Origin of the sequence: Pedobacter alluvionis (assembly GCF_003664035.1) — a bacterium.
GTDB lineage: Bacteria > Bacteroidota > Bacteroidia > Sphingobacteriales > Sphingobacteriaceae > Pedobacter > Pedobacter alluvionis.
Window position 1 is genome coordinate 1,611,520 of sequence record NZ_RCCK01000010.1, and the last position, 24,739, is coordinate 1,636,258.

The window sequence follows — 24,739 nt, forward strand, 5'->3', positions numbered from 1 at the left end:
AGAGTAGGTTAAAACGCCAAACGCCAGCCGCTATACGCTACCCGCATTTAACCCGTGCACAATCAACTTACAATCGACCATTACTTTTTGGTAATTATGAATATCAATTTCTTTGTTAATCAATTGTATCAATAATGAAATTGCATTTTCACCTACCGATTCGGGGTTTTCTTCAATAGAGGCGATAGGGGGCGAATCGAGATAACTGATGAAAGAAGTGTTGCCAAATCCTATACACTCCACTTCGTTGGTTTTGAAGTGCTTTGTGGATCTTAGGTACTTGATCGCGTCGAATAAGATAGGTTCTTTAAAAGCCACAAGCGCAGTGGGTTTATTTTCGGGATAAACAAATAAATTCTTAATTGCCGTGATTGTATTTTCCTTATCAAAATCGGTGTAAGCAACTAATTCTGATGAAAAAGGCACCTCGTTATCTTTTAACGCATTGATATAGCCATTAAAGCGATCGTGCGTGAAATTAATCATTTTGGGACCACCCAAATAAGCGATCTTCTGATGCCCTCTGTCTATTAAAAGCTTAGTAGCCTGGTAACATCCCTGGAAAGTATTGCACAATACTTTGTGGCAGTTGAGGTTAAAACTAGGGTTCCGGGTATAATACACCACCGGAATGCCTATGTTTTCGAACTGGTTTAGGTGTGTAAAATCTTGTGTATGCTTCGAAATAGCCACTATTAAGCCATCTACCCGGCTCCGCAATAACATATTTGCAGATTGAATCTCTTTTTCCAGTTCATCGTGAGATTGACTGATAATCACGTTGTATCCATTTTGTGTGGCAAATTGCTCTATGCCATAAATACTCCTGGTAAAAAAGTGATCTAAAAGATTGGGTAAAATAACGCCAATAATGCGCGATCTCTTTTCCTTTAAATTGATAGCTGATTTATTCGGCGTAAAATGAAAATCGCGGGCCATTTCCTGAACGCGCTGCCTGGTGTATGCATTTATAGTCGGGTAGTTATTAAGGGCTTTTGATACTGTTGAAACTGACATCTTTAACTTATCAGCTAAGAATTTCAGTGTAACAGGGGTATTGTTCGTCATCTTTTCCAATCTCAGTACATAATTAAGAAAAAAAGCAATTATTTCAAACGTTTGAAATGTATTTTTGGTAGATTTTATGGCGTTTTGGCCTTTTTAAAACCATTTAATCTTTTAAGCTTTTCTAAATTCGTTACCACAATATAAACCAGGCAAAAACAGAATATTGCTTAAATTTAGGCTAACGACAGAGAAACCGTCCGCAATTAATTGTTAGTTTTGAAACGATCAATTAATAATATTAAAACTTAAGTTATGCTAAAAACAACCTATAGCGTATTTTTAATCTGCTTTTCGCTCCTTTCATCATTCAGTTACGGTCAGGTTACCGCTATACAGAATATTCAGGGTCGGAAAATCCAGAGTCTTAATGGTAAATGGAATTATATTATCGATCCTTATGAAAATGGTTATTACGATTATCGTCATGATCCTTATGATCAGTCGAATACCGGATCCGGAGGTTTTTATGATGATAAAGTTCAGAAAGATAAGTCAGAGCTGATTGAGTATGATTTCGATCATTCGCCTCAAATGAATGTTCCGGGTGATTGGAACTCGCAATCAGAAAAATTAGAGCTTTACGAGGGCAATGTTTGGCTTCGCAAAAAGTTTGATGCAAAACCCGAAAAAGGGAAAAAGTATTTCGTTTACTTTGGTGCGGTAAATTACGAAGCCCATGTTTATCTTAACGGTAAAAAACTAGGAGTGCACAAAGGTGGATTTACACCCTTCCAGTTCGATGTAACCAATAATTTAAAAGCTGGCGAAAACTCCCTGGTGCTTAAAGTTGATAATATCCGTAAACAGGATGAAATTCCAACTGTAAATACCGATTGGTGGAATTATGGTGGCATAACACGTGATGTTTTTTTAGCAGAATTTCCTGAGCATTTTATCAGTGATTACAAACTTCAGCTTGTTAAAGGAAATAATAATCTGTTAAGTTTTTCAGCAAAACTTGCCGACGCCACTGCCGGACAAGAAATTACGCTTTCTATCCCGGAGCTTAAGCTCGAAAAGAAATACAAAACAGATGGCGAAGGTAAAATTGCTGATGAGTTTACCTGGAACAATTTAAGCTTATGGTCGCCGGAAACACCAAAATTATATGCAGTAAATATTAAAACCGATAAAGAAGATATTAATGATAAAATTGGTTTCAGAACCATTCGGGTTGATGGCGATAGCATCCTGTTAAATGGTAAATCTGTTTTTTTAAGAGGAATATCACTACATGATGAAAACCCTCTTTTAGCCGGGCGTTTGCGCTCAGAAGGGGATATGCGGATGATGCTGCAATGGGCAAAAGACTTGAATTGTAACTACGTTCGCCTGGCACATTACCCGCATAACGAAGAGATGATTCGCCTTGCCGATGAAATGGGACTATTGGTTTGGGCCGAAGTGCCTGTTTACTGGACCATTAGCTGGACTAACCCGGCTACCTATGCCAATGCCAAAAAACAATTGACAGATTTAATTGTACGCGATAAAAACAGGGCAAGTGTAATCGTTTGGTCGATTGGGAATGAAACCCCGCTTAGCGATGCCCGTTTAAGTTTTATGAGCAATTTGGCAGAAACTGCCCGTGCCTTGGACGATACCCGTTTGGTAGCTGCCGCTTTAGAGGTACACCGCGAAGGGAATACGATCATTTTAAACGATCCTTTGGGCGAAAAAATTGATCTGGTTAGTTTTAATGAATACGCTGGTTGGTACTGGGGAGGTAATCCATCCGAAATTACCAAATACAATTTCGATATCAAATATAAAAAACCTGTGGTCGTGACTGAATTTGGTGGCGATGCACTGGGCGGATTCCACGCTGATGAAAATACCCGCTGGAGCGAAGAGTACCAGGAGGCATTGTATAAAAACCAGATTACCATGTTGAGCAAAATCGGTGCTTTACGCGGGATGACGCCATGGATTTTAACTGACTTCAGGTCACCAAGAAGACAACATCCAATTTATCAGAATTTCTGGAACCGTAAAGGATTGATCAGTGAAACAGGCAAGAAAAAGAAAGCCTTTTATGTACTGAAGGATTTTTACGACCAGATGCAGGTTAAATATAAATAATAGATGAACAACCGTAATCTTTTGATTCACGAAAGGATATAGAATAAATAAAAGAACTAATTAGATGATAAAAGAAATAGAGAGTCTGTTTTCGTTAAGGAACAAGGTAGTAGTGGTTACTGGTGCTACAGGTGTTTTGGGTGAGGCTTTTGTAAATGGATTATGTGCCGCGGGTGCTGTAATCGTTGTGATTGGAAGAAACGAAGAGGCTGCAAAGCAAAGGGTTGCTGATGTAACAAAAGAAGGTGGAAAAGCCATTTATATTATTGCTGATGTACTGAATGAACAGAACCTGCTCGATGCGAATGAAACCATTATCAAAGAATTTGGCCGTATAGATGCTCTGGTAAACGCCGCAGGTGGAAATGTGGCAGAAGCCGTGATCCAGCCTGGAAGTGATATTTTTGAACTTAATATTCCAGCCCTGAAACAGGCATTTGACCTCAATTTATTTGGAACCATTTTGCCTACGCAGATTTTTGGTAAAGAAATCGCAAAAAATGGGGGAAGTATTGTGAATATTTCATCTGTTTCGGCTAACCAGGCCATTACACGCGTATTGGGTTACTCATTGGCCAAAACTTCAATAGATTGTTATACCAAATGGATGGCTGTAGAACTGGCCAACCGCTACCAGGATAAAATCAGGATCAACTCAATTGTTCCGGGCTTTTTTATCACCAACCAAAACAGGGCTTTACTCACCAATGCAGATGGTAGTTTAACCGCAAGAGGGCAGGCCATTATTTATAAAACACCATTTAAACGTTTCGGTGCTCCTGAAGAATTAATTGGTGCATTGGTATATTTACTAAGTGATGCCTCTAAATTTGTAAACGGCGAAAATATTAAAGTGGATGGTGGATTTACTGCATTCTCTGGCGTTTAAATATCAGAGTAATGCTCCAACTATTATCGGTGTAATCATATAAATCAGTATAATCATATATTATATAATGAAAAAATTAGAACAAACCTGGCGTTGGTATGGTCCAAACGATCCGGTTAGCTTACAAGACGTTAAACAGGCTGGCGCTACAGGCATTGTAACTGCATTGCATCATATTGCGCATGGCGAAGTTTGGCCATTGGAAGATATTCAGGAAAGAAAAGCCATTATTGAAGCTGCAGGTTTAACCTGGTCGGTTGTAGAAAGTGTTCCCGTACACGAAGCGATTAAAACGCGTAGGGCAGATGCCGGGCAGTATATCGAAAATTATAAAACCTCTTTGCGTAACCTTTCTGCCTGCGGAATTAAGATTGTATGTTATAATTTTATGCCGGTTTTAGACTGGACACGTACGCAACTGGACCTCGAAATGACCGATGGATCGAAAGCGCTTTATTTTAACTGGATCGATCTGGCTATTTTTGATCTTTACATTTTAAAGAGAGAGAGTGCAGAAGCTGATTATTCGAAATCTATTTTGGATCGTGCTGCAGCTAAATTTGCTACTTTATCAGAACAGGATTTGGTTGATCTCCGTATCAATGTATTAATGGGAATCCCTAACGAAAAAGAAATCGAACTGGAGACCCTGCGCAACAGTATTAATGAATACAAAGCCATTGGCACACAGGGCTTAAAAGAAAATCTGAAATTTTTCTTATCCGCTATTGCTGAGGTTTGCACCGAGGAAGGCATCAAAATGACCATTCACCCGGACGATCCGCCTTATGCTATTTTAGGTTTGCCAAGGATAGCAAGTACACTGGAAGATTTTAATTACATCATTAAAGAAGTAGACCAGGCATTTAACGGTGTTTGTTTCTGTACGGGTTCTTTGGGTGCCGGTATGGGTAATAATGCATTAGAAATCTTCAATGCGGTTAAAGAGCGGGTGTATTTTGCGCATTTGCGGAACGTCAAGAAAGATGAAGATGGTAGTTTTTACGAAGCAGATCATTTAGGTGGTGATGTAAACATGTATGAAATCATGAAAGCATTAACAGAAGAGAATGCATTGCGCGATAAATCGATTCCTTTCCGTCCAGATCATGGTCACCAAATGTTGGATGATCTGGCAAAAGAAACCAATCCGGGTTATTCGGCTATTGGCAGGTTAAGAGGTTTGGCCGAACTGAGGGGCTTAGAAATCGGGGTTACAGGGAATTACTAAACAAATTTCCTGGAGAAACACATTCTCGATCTATCCCCATTTTTTTGTCATCCTGAGGGATAATTTATTGGTGTAAAAATGAATATTAGTTACAGATGATTTTTTGTGCTATGTGCCGGCGAGGAATTGTCATTGCAAGTAACCATCAGGTCAGTGGCCTGAAAAAAATAGGAATGACGTCCTGTACGCGCTTTCTAACGTATTATGTTTAAGATTTTGCATCCTGCAAAACTCATTGAGCTAAGATGTCTAAGGTGGTCGTAAAAATTAAAGATTATGAAGTTTAATTAACCACCTTAGACACCTAAGAACATCTAATTCATTAAGTAATTCACACCATATAAACTTATATGGTCCTTAAATGTCTTATATGGTCAAAAAAATAACACTAAATATCAGTTGTTTAAATAAACATCATTATAAGGAGGCCTTTCAGCCGACAAAGCAATCTTACAACTATCGCTAGTAGCGAGCGCTTTAAGATTGCTTCGTGCCTCGCAATGATGATCTTTCTATTGGGGCTGTCAATAGTAGCGTAGTCCGAAGGATCTTTTTAGCGTTTAATTTACCACAGATAAACACAGATTTATTTGTGCGTATTTTTGTAATAGTTGCGCTTGTATACGCCTTTCGCCAACCGCCAAACAATACCGTTTATCCTTATTATCCAGAAATACACCCCGATTGCCAAAATTTTAACTCACCTTTGCTTGTGGCTTGAAATTTGAGTCTCTTAAAATTATGGAAAATAGCAATAATCCCAAGAAGAAGATCTTAACGCCTTCTGTTGTGCATGACGATTTACCAGAGGTTAAAAAGCCTGAGCATTTGAGGAAAGTACCGTTAGATCAAGATAGTGGATTGCCTGAAAATCCAGAAAGGAATTATCACCACGAAGAATTAAAGAGCATAACCTCCAGTCATGACGAAATCCGGCATGCAGATGACGATATCTGGAACGGGGAAGACGCTTAAATTAAAATTCTAATCATTTTTAGCTAACTTATTCCGATCTTTTAGCCGGGAATACGGTGTTTAATGTTGTTTTTTGTGAGCAGAATTAAAATTTATTTAGCCTAAATTAAATTTTAATTGCTTCGCTCTTAATTACTTATTTGAATTGAGAAAAGCAGCTTCTAAATAGTTTAAAATATATTTTTACATATTAAATAGAACTTCTATATTTGCAGCTCATTAAAAAATGAGCCTCGGTAGCTCAGCTGGATAGAGCGTCGGTTTTCTAAACCGAGGGTCAGGGGTTCGAGTCCCTTCCGGGGTACGTTTGAAGGCTTCTAGTTAAAAACTGGAAGCCTTTTTTTATTTCATTTATATACTTCTTTAAGTTGGGTCAAGTAGAAGAGTATCAATTGATAATTTCTAATCAACCTGAATTTTTGCGTATTTACATATCTAAACCATCATATGCAGATTTTTCCCAACTCTTAAGCTCTTTGGCTGTTAAATAACTTGATCTTATGTCTTTCTTACCATGGGTTTTTGCAAGAGGCCTCAAAGCTTTTGATTGATCAGTTTCATATCCATCATCATCAACGTTTCCGTCAAAAGCAGCACCCAAACTTCTATTCCTTGATGGATCTCCAGGCCTTAAATTAAAAGGACTATTGTTTAATGCTTTAATCAGAGAACTTTCATCGGTTATGTCTTTCACATCATTATAGTAGCCTTTGAAGCCTTTTTTGTATTTGCCAAAATCACGTTCAGGAATGGTTACTTTTTTTATAACCTGCTTAATAAGAAAATGGTCTTTGCTGGTCACAATCGTCTTAATATCTTTTAAAGAAAGCCTATGAGCCATATCGTATTTCTTGGCTTTTACATGACCATTGCCGGTTTTCCTGATTTTTGCTGCAGGACCGGAAAATGATGGTCTGCCTCGGCCAAATTGTATAACATTAGAAGAAGTTTGGTTACTTTTTGTATTGTTCTCGAAGGTTTTGAACTGGATGGCTTCGTAGCGATTATTTAACGTCTCCTGAAATTGCCGCTGTGCAACAGCCTTTGTTCTATTATCTACAAATTGTGAAACTGCTTTCTGCTGGTAGTTTTTCTGTGAATAAGTATGATTAGAAGTTTTACTTTCGTTATCTGTTTTTTGTTTAGCGTAAGTGTTCATATTTGAGATAGCGTAATATGTTAAATCGACAAAAACTTTTTTTAACTTTAGATAAGACTAATATAGTTATTAAAATGTCAAGTGTGTTTATGCTTTAACACTTATTTGCCAAATTTTCCCTGACCCCGTTTGAGGAAAGGATTGGTTTAGGAATTATGATCACTACCTTACCATGTGTGCATATCTGAGTATTTTCAAGGTATTTCAGCTAATAGTCAGCTTGATAGCGGGGGGGGAGAGGAGATTCGTTTAGAACACTCATTGCAACTTTATTCCGAATGTCATTTCGGCTTATACTTCATTTTAGATGAATTGTGGTGTTTATGCAATGCCCATTTTTATATAGTTAAATCTAAAATCACCTGGATTTATACCTCCTCGAATATGTGTTGGTTAGTTAAAAGCCTGACGAAATTCCAGCGGCGACGAATTCGTTTTCTTTTTGAAAAGCGTACTAAAAGATTGCGGGTGCTCAAAGCCCAGCGCATACGCAATCTCGCTAACCGAGAGGCTGGTTGTGGAAAGTTTTTCCTTGGCTTTTGCGATCAGTTTTTCATGGATATGCTGCTGTGTATTCTGCCCGGTGTGAACCCGGAGCAGGTCACTCAGGTAGTTCGGTGAAAGGTTCATTTGCTCTGCAATAAATTGTACCGTGAGCAAAACCTGTACGTCGTTGTTAAAATAATCATCGATCAACTGCTCGAACCTGGTTAGTAGTGCTGAATTATTATTCTTGCGGGTCAAAAACTGCCGCTCATAAAAACGGTTGGAGTATTTTAACAGGCTCTCGATCTGCGTGAGAATGATCTCTTGGGTATATTTATCGATATGCTGGCACTCCTTGTCGATTTTATGCAGGATAGTGATGAGGTCATCTTCTTCTTCGGCAGACAGATGCAGCGCTTCGTTAACCGCATAATCGAAAAAACCGTAGTGGTTAATCGTATGGGCCAGGGGATGCTGTAGCAGGAAGTCCGGGTGAAAGATGAGGAGGTAACCAGACCCGCATTCCATATTTTGCAGGTCCAGTTGTTGTACCTGGTTAGGTGCAGTAAAACTCAATACTCCTTTATCGTAATCGTAATGTTGCTGTCCGTACCTGATCTTGCCTTTGGCTTCACGTTTGAGTGCCACGCAATAGAAGCGGTTAACGAAACCTTTCCAGATCTCGTCTTCCAAAAAGACACTTTCCGCCAGATTGATCACGCTGACCAGCGGGTGGCGAGGTTCTGGTAAGGATAGCAAACGGTGAAATTCTGATATTGAGTTAATGGAGTTCATAAAACAAATTTAATCAATTAAGCCCATACTGAACTCATCATAAGGTGCTCCGGTATCCGTACCCAAAGGCACGATGTTTTCCAGTTGCGCAAGATCCGACTCAGTTAATACAATGGTTGTTGCCGCAATGTTTTGCTCCAGGTATTTCCGTCGTTTAGTTCCCGGGATCGGAAGGATGCCCTTGCTCATGATCCAGGCCAATGCCAGCTGCGACGAAGTAATCTGCTTAGCTTCAGCCATTGCTTCGATGGCTTTCACCAACTCAATATTTTTGTCGAACTGTGCACCCTGGAAACGCGGAATTGCCCTGCGGAAATCGTTTTCAGGTAGGTCATTTATACTTTTGATCTGTCCGGATAAGAATCCACGTCCTAGTGGTGAGTAGGCTACAAAACCAATGCCCAGTTCCTTTAAGGTTGCCAGAATCCCACGTTCTTCCACTGTCCGCTCAAACAAAGAGTACTCGCTTTGTACGGCAGTGATCGGGTGCACGGCATGCGCCCGCTTAACCGTTTCAGATGAAACTTCAGACAAACCGATATAACCCACTTTTCCTTCTTTAACCATCTCGGCCATTGCCTCAACCGTTTCCTCGATCGGTGTGTTTTTATCCAGGCGGTGCAGATAATACAGATCAATGTAATCTGTATTCAGGTTTTTGAGCGAACGTTCCAAAGATTTCTTTACATATTCTTTCTTACCATTAATTGCCCAGGTTACCTTATTGTTATCATCGATCTCCCAGCCAAATTTGCTCGCTAAAATATACTGATTACGTTTGCCACTGATCGCTTTGGCGATCAACTGTTCATTCTTCAGCGGTCCGTACAGATCGGCAGTATCTAAAAAATTACCACCTAATTCAAGCGAACGGTGAATCGTCGCGATGGCTTCCTGTTCATCTGCTGGGCCATACATATGCCCCTCTTCAAAGCCCGTCATGCCCATGCATCCAAGGCCAATTGAAGGCACAACCAGACCCTGGCTGCCCAATGCTATTTTTTTTATTTCCATGATCCAAAGGTCGGCAAGCCAAATTATAAGCATGTATGCAAACCCCTGAAGCTTGTAAGCAAATCAAGGAATGATTTTTTTAATGTCTATATGTTTTGATTTATGAGAAGCTTAAAAATTAACTCTTATTTTTGTAGTTCATATCGGCTATATGGCTTCACTAAAAATGGATAAAAAAAAATCTGATCGTCCACAGATTGCGGTGGTCTCCACTTTTTCTGATCTTTTGGATACAGATTTTAAGGGAGATATTAACGCCGTTTGCTTGCATAGAGACCTGTTGGGCGATTTTAAGGAAATTGTGTGCAAACTTGAATTGAAAGCGGATCTGACGGAAATATCTATTGAAGATCTCCAGGCACTCGAGCTTTCAGAAAAAGGAAGTATGGCCAGGGCGGTTATCCAGAGCGATTTTCAGCTGTTGGCAGATTCCGGAGCATCGCCTTCCCTTAATTTAATTAAAGGTTACGAGCGGGATGAGGAGTTTGATTTCATTTCAACAGATGTATATTCTTTTCATGTAGACCGATCGCCCATTGGCACAGATACTTTTTTATGTACCTACTATGGTGCCGCCAGCGAAATTTTAGCCAATCATCAGGCTGAGCAAAAAGTACAGGTGCCGGAAATCCGGCAAAAGCTCAGGGAATTGCATAATGGTACCGAGGAAGATTTTGATAGCTTTTTGACGGAACATTATTTTGAGCTGCATTATCAGGCCAAGCCAGGTGGAGTACCTGTAAACCTGGGATTGGGCCATTTATGGAGACTTGCCGTAGATCATCCTGAGAAACAGTGTTTACCCTGTATCCACCGGGCACCAATAGAAAATGATGGGGAATATAGATTGTTGCTCATTTGCTAAATTAGCCAGGCTAAGTTTTTAAGCAGATAGAATGTTATGGTTTTCTGTTTTTCTCAGGTGCTAATGACATCGGTAAATATGTGTTATGGCTTTTTCATCAATATAATTCAAATATATTTGCGATATGTTTAATAACGGCATCTTTTTGCCTATCATCATAATTGCTGGTATTGCTTATAGTACCCTGGCCAAAAAACTCACTGTTCCGGCTGCGGTGACTGGAGGTATGCTGGCCTGTCTTATTTATATTGCTGCTGGTTATACAGGCGTTGCGATGATGAGCCTGTTTTTTATCATGGGTTCTGCAGCCACTTCGTGGCAGAAGCATAAAAAGCAGCCTTTTGCCACAAACGCGGAAACTAAAAATGGCCGTAGCGTGCTGCAGGTGCTGGCCAACGCCGGGGCTGCTGGTATTGCGGCTATAGTAATTTTGTTTTATCCCTCCCTCACTTATTTAATGCTTCCGGCAATGGCGGCAGCTTTTGCTTCGGCTACTGCAGATACGCTGTCATCCGAGCTGGGGATGGTTTATGGAAAACGGTTTTTTAATATTATTTCTTTCCGGCCCGACCGCTGCGGCATGGATGGTGTAATCAGTCTGGAAGGAACGTTGATCGGTATTGGCGGTAGCTGTATTATTGCTGCAATTTATGCGCTGGGAAACGGATGGAATATTAACTTTTACTTTATCGTTATTGCTGGTACGGTAGGAAACCTGACGGATTCTATTTTGGGTGCTGTACTTGAGCGCAAAGGTAGAATCGGCAATGATATGGTCAATTTTTTGAATACATTAACAGCCATGCTGGCGGTATTAATATTGAAAATTATTTTTATTTAAAATTGCTGTGAATATTTGGATAAAATGTAGGCCAATGCAGATTATGCTATCAATTACTATTAATAATTTCAATGGTGAAAATCGTACTCACCTTTAATATCAGGCCGATTATACCTTACTGCCTTAATTTTTGAAATCATCTTTTTGCATAAACAAAATTTATTTTTCGCCAATTTATAATAAGTTTTTTCGCGATATTTATACTATTGTTTATTCCATAAGATCATGAAAAAAATCATTTTTGTTTTACTGCTTGCAGCCTGTGGATTTTCAGGTTACGGGCAAACCTACAAGCCTATTACCAGCAAGGATAAAACCTATCTGGGAACATTAAAAGGAGTGAGTTACACCTATAAACAGGGCGTTGTGACCCTGAAGAATAACGGCAACTATAATTTAGGTACAGTGAGTATTGTGGCCTCATCGAAAGTGGACAGTACCCTGTTCGGGATTGTTTTGTTTGACGAAGGGGTTGAAAAAGGAGAGACTGTTAAAGCTGAATTTTATTTTACCACCGGCATTGGTAAAAAGGAACATGAGGTGCCTTTAAAACAGGTTGATCAGAAGAATCTGGTACTGTCTTTTGATACGGCGACCCGGGCTGTAAAATAATCGTTTGCGGTATTACTTTTTTAAGTGTTGATTTTAACTTACAGGTCAGTGCATTGTTGGCAGTTTAGCAAAATAAGCCTGATTGCCCCGGAAAATAGCCTATATCTGTATCGATAATTATTGAGAATCAATTTTCCATAACATGTTATAAATATTTAACACTGGCTTAATAATCGATATTTAGATTTGCGCTATAAATATTTGGTTAGTATTTATAAGTTTAGGTTAGTTGATAAGAAAAGCCCGGATGGATATCCGGGCTTTTTATATTTTAAGCATCATTTCGATACATTTTCATTGAACTAATCTATTTTATAAGGACTGGTCAATCCTTAATAATACTTAAGAACTGATTGATGTAGTTTATTTCACACCGGTTACCATATAAATACTCTGACCAACAGCACCTTCATAACCAAATACCAATTTATATTCGTAAAATTTTTCGATTTCGCTTTTAAAAGAATCAAAAGAAGGCGTTTCTTTTGATGCATATTTAGGATCCCATTGAAATTTACTTCCAATTTTTAAAGTAGCTTTATTACCGTTATTCGCATGGTTGATGATTAATTGGGTAGGGGTGATGATGTTTTCCATATGTCAAATTTAATAATCTTATCTATTTAAATTAACGCCTAGTCAGCAGAATTATTTCCAGACCAATGTAACAATTAGGAAACCGTATCGGGCGCATATCGCGTTAAGTCAATAGGAAAATAGAAAAATGATGGTCTTCAATTTGCCAGATCACCTTAGCATCTATATAAAATGATATAAAAATACCACGTCACCCACATATGCTGGTTTTGGCTGGTCTTTAATTACAAGAGTAGCCTGAATGGTAACTTTAGTTATTCCTCTCAAATTACTGATAGAAATTAATTTAGCTTTTAACTGCACTTCGCTATCCACTAAAACGGCCTGACCAAATTTAAAGCGTTCAATGCCATAATTAATTTCCATTTTAATATTACGTACATCTGCAATCTGCTTCCATAAATAAGGAATTAATGACAAGGTTAAATACCCATGTGCAATTGTTGCCTTAAAAGGTCCCTCATTTTTAGCTTTCTCCGGATCGGTGTGTATCCATTGATGATCCAGGGTTGCATCGGCAAATTTATTGATCTGTGCCTGGTCTATAGTATGCCATTGCGAAACACCCAGTTCTTTACCCAGATGCGATTCATACTCTTCAAAATTATTAATCACCAACATATATTCTGTTTATCTTTTTATAGGATTAGTATTGTTTACAACTCCCTTAGGTATAACAGTCCTTCAGGTATTATAGTTTCACTCACTTTTTTGCATCCAATTATAATCATAATAACCGTGTTTTTGACGATATACGGATAAAAATTTTGAAGGGATTTTTCTGACGATTTTAGTCTAATCAGTGCAGGTTGTTTATAATCAGTTAGATATAGATTGTAAGGCGATTTTGAGAATTTATATATTGTTACTAAAATTTACTGTCCGCTTGCGAACAGTGTTGTTCGTTTATGAACAGTAGTTGTATTTTATTCGCCTTTTCCTCGTTTTAAACCGCATATTTATATTTGGCATAAGAATGGAGTTGTTTGCCGAAATTTAACTCTATGTTCAGATTAAACTTGAAAATTGCTTTTAGAAATCTGATTAAAAACAGATCATATACCTTGATTAACATACTTGGTCTGTCTGTCGGGATGACTAGTTGCATTTTGATTTTCATATTTATCAGGTTTCAATTGAGTTTTGATACACACTTTAAAAATGCAGATCGGATATATAGGTTTGTAACCGATTGGAAATATAATAATTTTGATGATTATTCTGCAGGTGTACCCATACCGTTTGCTCCGGCTGCTAAACAAGAGTTAGAAGGAATAGAGAAAATTGCAAGAATTTCGCGCAATAGTGGTGTTATACTTGTACGCAATGGTAATGGTACCGAACATTTTAAAGCGGTAAAAGATGTATATTTTACAGAGGCTGACTTATTTGATATCCTACAGGTGAAATGGCTGTATGGGAAACCAACCCAATCGCTTTCAGAACCCAATACTGCAGTTATTTCGGAAAAAACCGCTAAAGCTTTCTTTGGTTCTGCTCAACAGGCCATCGGTAAAAGTTTTACCTTTTGGAATTCCATCCAGCTAAGAGTAGTTGGTGTAATTGCCGATATGCCAGGCAGTAGTAGCATTCCATTGGAGATCATGATCAGTTATCCTACTTTTTATGGCAAAAATAATCAGGATTGGGATTCTGTAAGCACTTATAACGAATGTTTTGTGTTGCTAAAACCTGGTGCTTCGATGGCTGTATTTGAACAGTCGTTAGAACGAATGAACGATAAATATCTAAAGCAAAAAAAGCTTGCCGGCAATCAACGTAGTCATCTTCAGGCTTTATCTGATATTCACTTTAGCGAACGTTATAATAATTTTGCTGAAACAAATATTACCAAAAAGGAAGTGTACGGCCTGGCAATTATAGGTCTGTTTTTAATGGTTACGGCCTGCATCAACTTTATTAATCTGGCAACAGCGCAGTCGGTTAACCGTTCAAAAGAGGTGGGTGTACGTAAGGTGATGGGGGCCATGCGCAGGCAGCTCGTGTTTCAGTTTTTGGCTGAAACCACAACGATAACAGTTATTTCTATGCTTTTGGCCTGTATCTTTTCAGAGTTGATGTTACCTTTTTTATCGCATATTTTTAAAGGGGAAGTTTCATTATCTTTATTTACGGATCCTACAGTTTTTATCTTTTTGTTTTTTCTGGTTGTTCTGGTCAGCTTTTTGGCAGGATTTTATCCGGCAATGATTATTTCGGGCTTTAGTCCGGCTTTAGCCATTAAAAATAAAATAAGCATCCAATCTGGGAATCTAAGTTTGAGAATGATATTGATTGTGATACAGTTCAGTATTACCATTGTACTTATTATTGCCACAGTTGTCGTCATCAGGCAAATGCAATATGTGAGGGAAAAACCGCTTGGCTTTAACAAAGATGCGGTAGTTCTCCTTGGTTTCCCAGGAGATAGTGCAAGCATGAGCCGTCAACAACTGTTTAGGGAGAAACTGCTTCATGTTCCGGGCGTAGAAAAACAAAGCTATTTTGTTAGGCCACCACTTTCTGGTATGATGAACACCACAAATTTTTATGTTGATGGCAGAGAGAACAAAGATTTTGAAGTTCGCCTGAGCATGAGCGATGAACATTATTTTGATCTGTTCGGACTACAGTTTGTGGCGGGAAAAGTTTACCAAAAGAGTGATACAGCTAATGCGTACATTGCAAATGAGACCTTTGTAAAGAAGATAGGTATTGCTAGCCCACAGTTGGCGCTTGGGAAAGTAATCTCACAGAATGGAAGAACAGGGCCTATAGTTGGTGTAGTTAAAGATTTTAATGACCAGTCACTTAAAGAAAAAATATCGCCAATGGTTTTTTACCAGGAAAAAAGGCAATACTATAATATGGGACTTGAGCTTGATGCCAGGCAGATCAGCCCGGCCATGAAAGAGATAGAAAACCTTTGGAAAAGCAGTTTCCCTAACGAAGTGTACAATGCCAAATTTATGGATGATGATATTAACAAGTATTATGAGTCAGACCGCATTACAGGTCTTTTATTTAGGATATTTGCAGGTGTAATTATGTTTATCTCATTTATAGGTCTTTTCGGACTGGTTTCTTTTGTTGCGGCACAACGTACGCGTGAAATGGCCATCAGGAAAGTGCTTGGCGCTACAACGTTAGAGTTGGTAAAAATGCTGAATAGTTCATTTATCAGGATGGTTTTTGTCGCTAATCTAATTGCATGGCCGTTAGCCTACATCCTGGCAAATAAGTGGTTGTCAGGTTTTGCATACCGTACTTCTATGGGGTTTTGGCCATTTATATTGGCTATGGCAACATCAATGGTGCTAACATTGATTACCGTAAGTTTCAGATCTTATCGTGCGGCAAATGCAAATGCTATAAATGCACTTAAATACGAATAATCTTTAAATTATTTCAATTGTATATAACCCAAAATACTCAAGTGTTTTAAGTACTACCATATCTACGTGTGTTACGCTGAGTGTATTTGAAGAGCCTTTTGCTTGATTATTTCCCTTAAATATGTCACCCTGAGAGTTAATTATTGTATAAAAATCAATAAAATTAAATAAGAATTTAAAGGGATTAAATCACCTCGGATTATCGTCAGCAATGACAACCTTTCTTAAGAGATCTGTCAATTGTAGCCTAATCGAAGGATCCATCTCTGCGTAAATCTGCTAATCTGTTGGCGACATACGCTATAGTTTTCTGATAGATCAAAAAAAAGCCGGAAACTGTAAGCATTCCATACCACCTCTCTCCATTAAAAAAGACTTTTCGTCTTACGCTAAACGCTTATCTACCTTTATCTTAAATATCATCTAAATATTTTATTTGATATATTTAAATTAAAATTTAGATTTGTCTAAAATTATATTTAGACAAATCATTTTAATTCATGAAAGCCCCGTTATTATATTGCTTCTGTTTTTTTATATCACTAAATGCCATTGCCCAAAAGGCTACAGTTAAGGGAATAGTGACTTCTCAGAATAGTCCTGTAGAAAATATTAACATTAAAATTTTAGGAACTAATCAGTCAACAAAATCTGGAAGTTCAGGTAGTTATCAATTCAACGGAATCCCTCCTGGGAATTGCGATCTGGTTTTTTCAGGCATCGGTTATCAGTCAAAGCGAATTAGAATAACTTTAAAAGGAGATACGACTTTGGTTAATGCTGACTTATTAAGTTTAGCATCAGATTTAAACGACGTGGTAATTACGGGGGTAAACCGGGCAACACAATTACGGAAAAGTCCTGTGCCTATTGCTGTACTTTCTAAAAAAACAATGGATCAAAATGTTAATACAAACCTGATAGAAGCCATTGTGAAAGGCGTGCCAGGAATTACAGCGGTTACCACGGGCCCAAATGTTTCTAAGCCTTTTATAAGGGGTTTAGGTTACAACCGTGTGTTAACTTTGTATGACGGTTTAAGGCAGGAAGGGCAGCAGTGGGGCGATGAACATGGAATTGAGGTGGATGAATATGGCATTACGAGGGCTGAAGTTGTAAAAGGTCCGGCCAGTTTAACTTATGGTTCAGATGCATTGGCTGGAGTAATTAATATGATTCCTTATACGCCGAATTTTGAAGATGGAAAGTTGAAGGGAGATTTTACTGCAAATTACCAAAGTAATAATGGGATGATTGGTTCATCGCTCGGATTGGCCTACATTAAAAACGATTGGAAATATACCTTTAGGGCGACCGGGAAAACAGCACATAATTACCAAAATAAAATTGATGGTTTGGTGTACGGAACAGCTTTTAGAGAATACAATTTATCTGCCAGTGCCAGAGTAGATAAGACCTGGGGTTTTACTAAAACAGCAATTACCTATTACGATAATTTGATGGAAATTCCTGATGGTAGCAGAGATTCTTTATCGAGACGATTTACCAGACAGGTTTTGGATGATGGAGACGATATTAAAAACAGACCTGTTGTGCCTGAAAGTGAATTGAATACCTATTCCATCAATCCCTTGCATCAGCACATTCAACATTACCGTTTTTATAACACCAGTCAGTTTAAATTTGGAACGAGTGATTTAAATGTATTGATTGGCGGACAGCAAAGCGTGAGGAGAGAGTATAACCACCCTACATTACCAAGTCAGGCAGGGCTTTATGTAGTGTTAAACACTTTTAATTACGATCTTAAATACAATCTGCCAGACTTTGCCGGGATCGAAAGTACTATCGGGGTAAATGGTATGTACCAGGGAAACAGGAGCAAGGCCGCTACCGATTTTCCTATTCCCGATTATGATCTTTTCGATATCGGTGCTTTTTATTTCGCAAAGAAATCGATGGGCAAGATAGATGTTTCCGGCGGAATCAGAATCGATAGAAGGAATATCAATTGGGGCGATTTTTATGTAGGTACGAATGCACAAACGGGTTTCGGCGAACAGGTAAGCCCCAATAACCCCACCGGCAAGTTGCAGTTCCCTTCCTTCAATAAAAACTATTATGGCTTATCAGGAAGCCTGGGCTTAACTTATAATATTTCAGAAAAACTTTTGATTAAAGCCAATATTGCAAGAGGGTACAGGGCTCCAAATATTACAGAAATCGGTTCGAACGGCTTAGATCCAGGCGCACATATCGTGTATTTGGGTAACAGGACTTTTAAGCCTGAATTTAACCTTCAGGAAGATATTGGCATTATTGCTTACTTAAAAGATGCTGATATTAGTGTAGAACTGTTTAATAACAACATTCAGAACTACATTTATCAATCGCGCTTAACTGATGCCAGCGGAAATCCGGTGGTTATTGTTCCTGGTAACTTAACCTATCAGTACCAACAATCAAAAGCCAGGTTATACGGTGCAGAGATTTCTGTAAATCTCCATCCAAGGGCTTTCAAATGGCTAAGTTTCAATAATAGTCTCGCTTATGTAGTCGGGTTGAACCAGAACCAGGAACTGTTAAATAAACATGGTAGAGACGCGAAATATTTGCCTTTTATTCCGCCATTACAAGTGAGAACAGAGATCAAAGCAACAGCGCAAAAGCCTGTAGGTATTTTTGATAAACCTTATATTAAAATTGATGCTGCTTTTTTCGCTGATCAGGATAAATTTTATGCGCTGGATAATACGGAAACCTTTACCTCAGGTTATACTTTAATCAATGGTGGAATAGGGTCAGCGCTGAAAACAAGAAAAGGAAAAAACATCTGTGATATTTTTCTTCAGGCCGATAATATTTTCAATATCGCCTATCAATCAAATTTAAACAGGTTGAAGTATTTCGAATATTATAACCGCTCGTCCAATGGCCGGTCAGGGATTTACAATATGGGCAGGAACCTAAGTTTTAAAGTTATAATACCAATTTAAGAATGGAGGATAATATGGATGATGGAAGATGTAAGAGGGGAGATGGATGACTATTAGGTGGACTTGCCCATTATCCATCTTACATGATTACATTTTCCATTTTTCTTTAGCGCCATTAAACCTTTTTTCTGCCAGCCGTTCCATCTTATGGACTATGGACTATGGACTATGGACTATGGACTATGGACTATGGACTATGGACTATGGACTATGGACTACCGATTATGCTCCATTTTTCCTACTTTTACCTCAACCATCTTACATGATAACATTTTACATCTAATGGAACCATCTTTAAGCGAACAGCGTTTAACTTTTTTAAGGCAATCAATTGGCAAGGTAATTTCCAATTCGCCTTCAAACTTTATGAACTGGCTGGCTCCGGTTTTAATTAAAGCAGAACATGGTATCTTGGTGTGCCAGTATACCATCCGTAAAGAAATGACCAATCCTTATCAAATTTTGCATGGTGGTGTAACCGCAGGTATTATAGATGATTTAATTGGTGCCACTGTTTTTACGATGGGATTAAATGAACGGTATACAACGGTGAATAATTATATCGATTATTTTGCCACGGCCAGTGAAGGCGACGAAGTTATTGCAGAAACCTCGATTGTAAAAAGAGGACGCACGATATTAAATCTGCAATGTGAAATATTTTTACCCTCAAAAAAGCGTTTAATTGCTAAAGGCTATTCCAATATGTTAAACATAGGTTAAGTTTTTTCTGATAGTTTAAAGATTAATTATTAATTCCTTTAAATTAACGAAACATTCTCGTTTATAATTTGTTGTACATTAACCAAAAATATAATGAGCCATGTTAGAAAATTATTCCACCCTGCAATTCGATGTGAGAGGCAAAATTTTTAAGGGATTTTGCATGCGTATTCAAGATGATTTTCATGAAACCTATGCCGTTGTTTTAGATGGCTATCATTCTTTCTGTATCTGGCTAGATAATAAAACAGAAAAATGGTGTGCTTCGAAAAACGTAGCAATTGATCCCGATGCCATCGATGAAATTATCCACAGGATATCTATTCCTCAAACATCTTAATAATTTACCTAATAAAAATATTGTAGTATAAATCCTGTAGCTGGTCTGCAGGATTATGCTGCTTTAATTTATATTTTCTCCTTTTTCCTGCGCTTATTTTGTCATTCTGAATGAAATAATCTTTAAATGAAGGCGAATTGAAAGATTTCCAATTTTCCCGAAATGAATATCTCTGATGCCTAATGACTATTAAAACAGATTGCTTCGCTGGATGAAGAATCGGTTTCGCAAGGAGGTTGATACACCAATGACTAATTAACGGACTTTACGCAAAAAACATATAACTAAGCGCTATGGCCGTACAAACTCCAACTAAATCGGCCAGTAACATTGAGCCAATGGCATAACGTGTATTTTTTATGCCAACAGAACCGAAGTAAACCGCTACTACATAGAAAGTGGTATCAGAAGCACCTTGAAAAACCCCCGATAATTTACTTGCAAAAGAATCTGGTCCGCTTGAGATCATGGTGCTTACCATCATTCCACGCGCAGCACCGCCACTTAAAGGCCTGATTAAGGCTGTAGGTAATGCGTCAACAAATTTGGTGTCAGTTCCAAAAAATACAAACATGCTTTTAATTCCGCTCATGATCACATCAAAAGTCCCGCTGGTTCTCAGCATGCTTACCGCAACTAAAATTCCAACTAAATAGGGGATAATTTTCAATGCGGTTTCAAATCCACCTTTGGCACCATCAATAAAAGCATCAAATACATCTATCTTTTTATATAATGCTCCTAATACGATCAATAAAAAGATCAGCAAAATTATTCCACCGCTTAATAAGCCTGAAAATGATTTTATACTTTCGGCATTTAACTTGCTCACATACCAAACCAGTAAGCCAACTACTGCCGAGATACTTAATACCCAAGTAATGATAACAGGTTGAAATAAGTTTATTTTTTGTTTAAAAGATACGATGAGCATGGCAGCCATGGTACCAACAAATGTTACAATTAAACAGGGAATGAAAATATCGGTTGGATCTTGTGCATTTTGAGTAGACCTGATGGCGATTACACTCACTGGAATTAAACATAAACCTGCAGCGTGTAAGCATAAAAACATGATCTGCGAATTACTGGCAACGTCCTTATTTGGATTAAGCTCTTGTAAACTTTCCATCGCCTTTATACCAAATGGTGTAGCCGCGTTATCTAAACCTAATAAATTGGCTGAGAAATTCATAATCATGTGCCCCATCGACGGATGCCCCTTTGGGATTTCGGGAAAAAGTTTCGAGAAAAAAGGGCCAATAATCCTGGACAATAAACGGATACCGCCTGCTTTTTCGGCGATGCTCATTAGCCCCATAAATAAAGCCAATGTTCCGATTAATTTAATGCAAAGGTCAACCGCAATCCAGCAGGTTTCAATGATGCCATCTAATTTTAAAGGGTTTAATGGGTCAGATGATTTACCGATGACCATCCAGTTAAAAATATCGCTATGTCCGAAAAAGAAACATTTAATACTCGCTACAACGATAGCCACAATAATAAACGCTGACCAGATTCTGCTTAATGCCATTAGGGTTGTGTAGTTTTATTTGAAGCCGTTAAAATACCTTTTTTAGTCGAAACTTCATAGAAGAGAGTTTGGAGTTCAGAGTTACTGGCGATAGCCCTATACGATTCAATAGTAGTAATGAATTTATAGTAATTTATCCAACGAAAAAATCCATGATACATATTACTTGTATCATGGATTTAGATTCTTAGTTGTCAATGTTGGATTGTCATTTTCTGAATTAGCACTCCAAACTCCCAACGCCAAACTCCTAACTCAGCTAAGGTTTATCATCCGTTAATTCAAAACCCCATGTTTTTCCTTTTTCGGTAGCAGGAATTCCACTTGTCATCCAGGCCGGAGCTTTCGCACCTTTTAAGTAATAGTCGAAAAATTGTTGTTCCCGGATTTGAATATCCTTGCGGTTCTGGCGTTGAACCAGGTTGTGCGCTTCACCATTGTAATTTAACATCCAAACGGGTTTGCCTAAACGACGCAGGCCTGTAAACATTTCGATCCCCTGATACCAAGGCACAGCACCATCTGCATCATTAGCCATGATCACCACAGGTGTATTAACTTTCGGTAACATAAATAATGGTGAATTCTCAATATATAATTCAGGTTTTTCCCAAAGTGTTGCACCGATACGGCTTTGTGTTTTCTCGTACTGGAACTGACGGTTCATACCGGTTTCCCAACGGATACCCCCATAAGCCGAAGTCATATTCACCACAGGTGCACCCGCCCAGGCTGCTGCATACATGTTATTTTGCGTAATGAGATAGGCTACCTGATAACCACCCCAGCTTTGACCCTGGATGCCGATTTTACTACCATCTACCCAGCTGTTTTTTTTCAGACTTTCCACACCTGAATTGATGAATTCAACTGCTGATTTACCTGGATGACCAGTTTCATAACTAATATCGGGTGCGAAAACTAAATATCCGTTACTCACGAAATAAGAAATGTTTAGGCGCGAAGGAGTAGGAGCCGGCGCTTGATAAGTATATAACCCATCCGTTAGTTTTTCGTAGAAATAAGCAATCATCGGATGCTTCTTATTTGGATCGAAATTTTCGGGTTTATACAAAATACCTTCGGCTTTATAACCCTTTGGTGTAGTCCACTTAACCAGCTCAGCCGTGCCCCAATTGTAGTCTTTTTGTTGAGGATTGGTATTGCTTAATTTGGTTTCCGTTTTGAAATCGGTGGTGATATAAACATTCGGCGATTCTACATAACTGGCTTTATCGTAAATGTAAATATCAGCATCTTTAGCTTTTACCAGGTTGGAATATTTAAATTTAGCCATTACAACCAGTTCAGGTGCTTTAGCTGAACCTACGCTGGTGTGGTAAAAACCATTTTCTTTTGTCAAATTGTTAAAGCCATCTAACCAGACCGTTTCGTTTGCTTTTACAAATTTGCTGTCTGCATTGCGTTCAAACCTGTTATCCTGTTCTACTCTTTCGTAACGGAAAGTAAGGTTATTGGCTCTTCCGAAACCGGCAGTAATGTTTTTTGGTGCCGTTTTTCCATCTGGAGAGAACGACCAGATATCATATTTATCGTAAATCAATACGGCTTTATCACCTTCAGTCCAGGTGGCTAAACCATAAGCAGAAGGTAAGTCAGGTACATCATTTTCTTCATTAACAAATTTTTCTGTTAATCCGGTTGTTAGTACAGTTAATTTGCCTGTGGTTATGTTATAAGTATTCCAGCTACCCGCTTTTCTATCAAAATATAAAACGTAGTTTCCGCCAGGAGAAGCCATGGCATATCCGCTTAAATTATCAATGATTTTCTTTTTCTGACCATTTTTAGTGTCAACTAAATAGTAATCTTTTGTGGTAGAACCGCTCCATTGCGATTCGATCCTACGGCCATAGTCTGTAGATGCTAAAACCACATTTGCATCACCTTCCGCAACCATATTGGCATCAGGTAGTTTTAGATCTGTTAATGGAATTACTTTAGGATCGCTACTGTAAACATCAATAACGGATAAATAACTTTTTTTGCTGTCCCTGTCCGCATTTTTAAGCTGCATCGGCTGCAGGTAATCGTCTTTGTAGTTCCAAACATCAACTTTGGCCACTTCGAAATCTACGATTGTAGTGTCTTTTGGCTTTTTAATGGGAGAGATGCCAAAAAATAATTTCTTGCCGTCTTTACTAAAAGTAATTTTACCATCGCCATTAACCGACCATTTTGCAGGCAGTCCGGGCATATCAAAATCAACCAGTATCTGCGCTGTATCGAGTGTTAAAGAGTTGTAATAAATATTGTAATCTTTTATTTCTTGTTTCTCCGGACTTTGCTCACCCACAAAAGCAATATGTTCGCTTTCCTCATCAAAAGTGAAGTTTTTAAAACTTCCTTTCCCTTTAATCAAGGTTTTTAATATGCCTTTTTCTGTATTTAGTAAGAATACACCCTGAGGGGCCGTTTTGTCTTTTTTAGATCCACTGCAGGCAAAAACCAACTGTTTGCCGTCTTTACTGAAATAATAATCGGTAACGAATTTATAGGTTTTATCTGTGCCTGTTAAAAGGTTTTTCACTACCAGATCGGTTCCTTCTTCGGTTTTGCTTTTTCCCGCAGGTTCATCATCGGCAAAATCAGTTTCGCCATCTTTTTTCTCAGCAGGTTTTACTGTTTTCTTTGCCGTATCTGGTTTTTCAGTTAAATAGGCCATTACCCCAGCGCCTTCTTCAGGGAATTTGAAAGATTTTACCCTTGCTACTTTTGTAACAGCACTGGTAGTAAGGTTGGCAATGCCCAACGAGTCTTTTGGTAATTCATCTGTCTTTTTCTTTTTAATTTTAGCCTGACGTAAGTCTTTATTTAAAGGACGGATGTTAAATGCTGCGAACTTAGAATCGTTGCTAAATTGCGAGTTCATCCCTCTTGGGATATTTATCTTTGCATTCGTTTTAACATTAGTAAGGTATAATTGTGCATCTCCTTCTTGTTGTAAGATGCTGTACATAGCCCATTGACCATTATTTGATAATTGCTTTGTGCCTACTGATTCCCAGGTATCATATACCGAATGATCTAAAGGTTTCTTTTGTGCGTAGGCAAAGCTGACAACGAAAAACAGAATAATAGTTAGTCTCTTTTGCATTTTTAAATTTATTAATTTGTTGGTTGAGATTTAATCTTCTAAAATTGGAATTTTT

19 protein-coding genes and 1 tRNA gene are annotated in these 24,739 nt (G+C 38.3%); 12 read left to right on the forward strand and 8 right to left on the reverse strand.

Translation table 11 applies throughout. From position 1 onward, the window contains the following. Positions 1-30 precede the first annotated feature (30 nt). Complete coding sequence (locus tag BCL90_RS07035; RefSeq protein WP_121283275.1) at positions 31-1,068, reverse strand: LacI family DNA-binding transcriptional regulator; 1,038 nt, start codon at positions 1,066-1,068, stop codon at positions 31-33. Positions 1,069-1,320: 252 nt separating this feature from the next. Here BCL90_RS07035 and BCL90_RS07040 point away from each other — a divergent pair, with 252 nt between their 5' ends. The 5 genes from BCL90_RS07040 to BCL90_RS07060 all read left to right on the forward strand — a co-directional run bounded on the left by BCL90_RS07040 (position 1,321) and on the right by BCL90_RS07060 (position 6,549). After that, positions 1,321-3,150 (forward strand): glycoside hydrolase family 2 protein, encoded by a 1,830-nt coding sequence (locus tag BCL90_RS07040; protein ID WP_166792190.1) that lies wholly within the window; start codon positions 1,321-1,323, stop codon positions 3,148-3,150. Between the two features lie 64 nt (positions 3,151-3,214). Continuing rightward, complete coding sequence (locus BCL90_RS07045) at positions 3,215-4,039, forward strand: SDR family oxidoreductase (RefSeq protein ID WP_121283276.1); 825 nt, start codon at positions 3,215-3,217, stop codon at positions 4,037-4,039. A 67-nt stretch (positions 4,040-4,106) separates the two neighbouring features. Continuing rightward, positions 4,107-5,270: a mannonate dehydratase gene (gene uxuA / locus BCL90_RS07050; RefSeq protein WP_121283277.1), complete on the forward strand. Its 1,164-nt coding sequence runs from the start codon at positions 4,107-4,109 to the stop codon at positions 5,268-5,270. Positions 5,271-6,011: 741 nt separating this feature from the next. Further along, entirely contained in the window at positions 6,012-6,245 is a 234-nt protein-coding gene (locus BCL90_RS07055) for a hypothetical protein (RefSeq protein WP_121283278.1), read from the forward strand. 230 nt (positions 6,246-6,475) lie between these two features. Further along, a tRNA-Arg gene (locus BCL90_RS07060) sits at positions 6,476-6,549 on the forward strand. Positions 6,550-6,672: 123 nt separating this feature from the next. Here the strand turns inward: BCL90_RS07060 and BCL90_RS07065 are convergent. The 3 genes from BCL90_RS07065 to BCL90_RS07075 all read right to left on the reverse strand — a co-directional run bounded on the left by BCL90_RS07065 (position 6,673) and on the right by BCL90_RS07075 (position 9,699). Continuing rightward, positions 6,673-7,404: a hypothetical protein gene (locus tag BCL90_RS07065; RefSeq protein WP_121283279.1), complete on the reverse strand. Its 732-nt coding sequence runs from the start codon at positions 7,402-7,404 to the stop codon at positions 6,673-6,675. Between the two features lie 393 nt (positions 7,405-7,797). Continuing rightward, the gene (locus BCL90_RS07070; protein ID WP_121283280.1) at positions 7,798-8,685 is read right to left on the reverse strand and encodes a helix-turn-helix domain-containing protein; all 888 of its coding nucleotides are present in this window, start codon (positions 8,683-8,685) and stop codon (positions 7,798-7,800) included. A gap of 9 nt (positions 8,686-8,694) precedes the next feature. Then, on the reverse strand, positions 8,695-9,699 hold the full coding sequence (locus tag BCL90_RS07075; RefSeq protein ID WP_121283473.1) for an aldo/keto reductase: 1,005 nt from the start codon (positions 9,697-9,699) through the stop codon (positions 8,695-8,697). A gap of 166 nt (positions 9,700-9,865) precedes the next feature. Between BCL90_RS07075 and BCL90_RS07080 the strand changes: the two genes are divergently transcribed. The 3 genes from BCL90_RS07080 (at position 9,866) to BCL90_RS07090 (ending at position 12,017) form a co-directional block, all read left to right on the forward strand. After that, positions 9,866-10,564, forward strand: coding sequence for a DUF1826 domain-containing protein (locus tag BCL90_RS07080; RefSeq protein ID WP_121283474.1), 699 nt, complete (start codon positions 9,866-9,868; stop codon positions 10,562-10,564). Positions 10,565-10,688: 124 nt separating this feature from the next. Then, a complete protein-coding gene (locus BCL90_RS07085) occupies positions 10,689-11,405 on the forward strand; it encodes a DUF92 domain-containing protein (protein WP_121283281.1) in 717 nt (238 codons plus the stop codon). 225 nt (positions 11,406-11,630) lie between these two features. Then, on the forward strand, positions 11,631-12,017 hold the full coding sequence (locus BCL90_RS07090) for a hypothetical protein (RefSeq protein ID WP_121283282.1): 387 nt from the start codon (positions 11,631-11,633) through the stop codon (positions 12,015-12,017). Between the two features lie 363 nt (positions 12,018-12,380). Here the strand turns inward: BCL90_RS07090 and BCL90_RS07095 are convergent, their stop codons facing one another. Together BCL90_RS07095 and BCL90_RS07100 are read right to left on the reverse strand one after the other, a co-directional pair. Next, complete coding sequence (locus BCL90_RS07095) at positions 12,381-12,614, reverse strand: hypothetical protein (RefSeq protein ID WP_121283283.1); 234 nt, start codon at positions 12,612-12,614, stop codon at positions 12,381-12,383. 162 nt (positions 12,615-12,776) lie between these two features. Then, the gene (locus BCL90_RS07100; RefSeq protein WP_121283284.1) at positions 12,777-13,235 is read right to left on the reverse strand and encodes a MaoC family dehydratase; all 459 of its coding nucleotides are present in this window, start codon (positions 13,233-13,235) and stop codon (positions 12,777-12,779) included. A 383-nt stretch (positions 13,236-13,618) separates the two neighbouring features. Between BCL90_RS07100 and BCL90_RS07105 the strand changes: the two genes are divergently transcribed. From BCL90_RS07105 to BCL90_RS07120, 4 genes are all read left to right on the forward strand, one after another. Then, positions 13,619-16,009, forward strand: a complete 2,391-nt coding sequence (locus BCL90_RS07105) for an ABC transporter permease (protein ID WP_121283285.1) — start codon at positions 13,619-13,621, stop codon at positions 16,007-16,009. Between the two features lie 500 nt (positions 16,010-16,509). Further along, the gene (locus BCL90_RS07110; protein ID WP_121283286.1) at positions 16,510-18,966 is read left to right on the forward strand and encodes a TonB-dependent receptor; all 2,457 of its coding nucleotides are present in this window, start codon (positions 16,510-16,512) and stop codon (positions 18,964-18,966) included. A gap of 282 nt (positions 18,967-19,248) precedes the next feature. Continuing rightward, the gene (locus tag BCL90_RS07115) at positions 19,249-19,689 is read left to right on the forward strand and encodes a PaaI family thioesterase (protein ID WP_121283287.1); all 441 of its coding nucleotides are present in this window, start codon (positions 19,249-19,251) and stop codon (positions 19,687-19,689) included. Between the two features lie 100 nt (positions 19,690-19,789). Continuing rightward, the gene (locus BCL90_RS07120) at positions 19,790-20,029 is read left to right on the forward strand and encodes a hypothetical protein (protein WP_121283288.1); all 240 of its coding nucleotides are present in this window, start codon (positions 19,790-19,792) and stop codon (positions 20,027-20,029) included. Between the two features lie 265 nt (positions 20,030-20,294). Here the strand turns inward: BCL90_RS07120 and BCL90_RS07125 are convergent, their stop codons facing one another. Continuing rightward, entirely contained in the window at positions 20,295-21,566 is a 1,272-nt protein-coding gene (locus tag BCL90_RS07125) for a nucleoside recognition domain-containing protein (RefSeq protein ID WP_121283289.1), read from the reverse strand. Between the two features lie 259 nt (positions 21,567-21,825). Continuing rightward, the gene (locus tag BCL90_RS07130) at positions 21,826-24,684 is read right to left on the reverse strand and encodes a S9 family peptidase (RefSeq protein ID WP_121283290.1); all 2,859 of its coding nucleotides are present in this window, start codon (positions 24,682-24,684) and stop codon (positions 21,826-21,828) included. Between the last annotated feature and the right edge of the window lie 55 nt (positions 24,685-24,739).

Bases quoted from the DNA above. Each gene is read 5' to 3' on its own strand.
- BCL90_RS07035 (WP_121283275.1), bottom strand. From the start codon at position 1,068: ATGACGAACAATACCCCTGTTACACTGAAATTCTTAGCTGATAAGTTA.
- BCL90_RS07040 (WP_166792190.1), top strand. From the start codon at position 1,321: ATGCTAAAAACAACCTATAGCGTATTTTTAATCTGCTTTTCGCTCCTT.
- BCL90_RS07045 (WP_121283276.1), top strand. From the start codon at position 3,215: ATGATAAAAGAAATAGAGAGTCTGTTTTCGTTAAGGAACAAGGTAGTA.
- uxuA (WP_121283277.1), top strand. From the start codon at position 4,107: ATGAAAAAATTAGAACAAACCTGGCGTTGGTATGGTCCAAACGATCCG.
- BCL90_RS07055 (WP_121283278.1), top strand. From the start codon at position 6,012: ATGGAAAATAGCAATAATCCCAAGAAGAAGATCTTAACGCCTTCTGTT.
- BCL90_RS07065 (WP_121283279.1), bottom strand. From the start codon at position 7,404: ATGAACACTTACGCTAAACAAAAAACAGATAACGAAAGTAAAACTTCT.
- BCL90_RS07070 (WP_121283280.1), bottom strand. From the start codon at position 8,685: ATGAACTCCATTAACTCAATATCAGAATTTCACCGTTTGCTATCCTTA.
- BCL90_RS07075 (WP_121283473.1), bottom strand. From the start codon at position 9,699: ATGGAAATAAAAAAAATAGCATTGGGCAGCCAGGGTCTGGTTGTGCCT.
- BCL90_RS07080 (WP_121283474.1), top strand. From the start codon at position 9,866: ATGGATAAAAAAAAATCTGATCGTCCACAGATTGCGGTGGTCTCCACT.
- BCL90_RS07085 (WP_121283281.1), top strand. From the start codon at position 10,689: ATGTTTAATAACGGCATCTTTTTGCCTATCATCATAATTGCTGGTATT.
- BCL90_RS07090 (WP_121283282.1), top strand. From the start codon at position 11,631: ATGAAAAAAATCATTTTTGTTTTACTGCTTGCAGCCTGTGGATTTTCA.
- BCL90_RS07095 (WP_121283283.1), bottom strand. From the start codon at position 12,614: ATGGAAAACATCATCACCCCTACCCAATTAATCATCAACCATGCGAAT.
- BCL90_RS07100 (WP_121283284.1), bottom strand. From the start codon at position 13,235: ATGTTGGTGATTAATAATTTTGAAGAGTATGAATCGCATCTGGGTAAA.
- BCL90_RS07105 (WP_121283285.1), top strand. From the start codon at position 13,619: ATGTTCAGATTAAACTTGAAAATTGCTTTTAGAAATCTGATTAAAAAC.
- BCL90_RS07110 (WP_121283286.1), top strand. From the start codon at position 16,510: ATGAAAGCCCCGTTATTATATTGCTTCTGTTTTTTTATATCACTAAAT.
- BCL90_RS07115 (WP_121283287.1), top strand. From the start codon at position 19,249: ATGGAACCATCTTTAAGCGAACAGCGTTTAACTTTTTTAAGGCAATCA.
- BCL90_RS07120 (WP_121283288.1), top strand. From the start codon at position 19,790: ATGTTAGAAAATTATTCCACCCTGCAATTCGATGTGAGAGGCAAAATT.
- BCL90_RS07125 (WP_121283289.1), bottom strand. From the start codon at position 21,566: ATGGCATTAAGCAGAATCTGGTCAGCGTTTATTATTGTGGCTATCGTT.
- BCL90_RS07130 (WP_121283290.1), bottom strand. From the start codon at position 24,684: ATGCAAAAGAGACTAACTATTATTCTGTTTTTCGTTGTCAGCTTTGCC.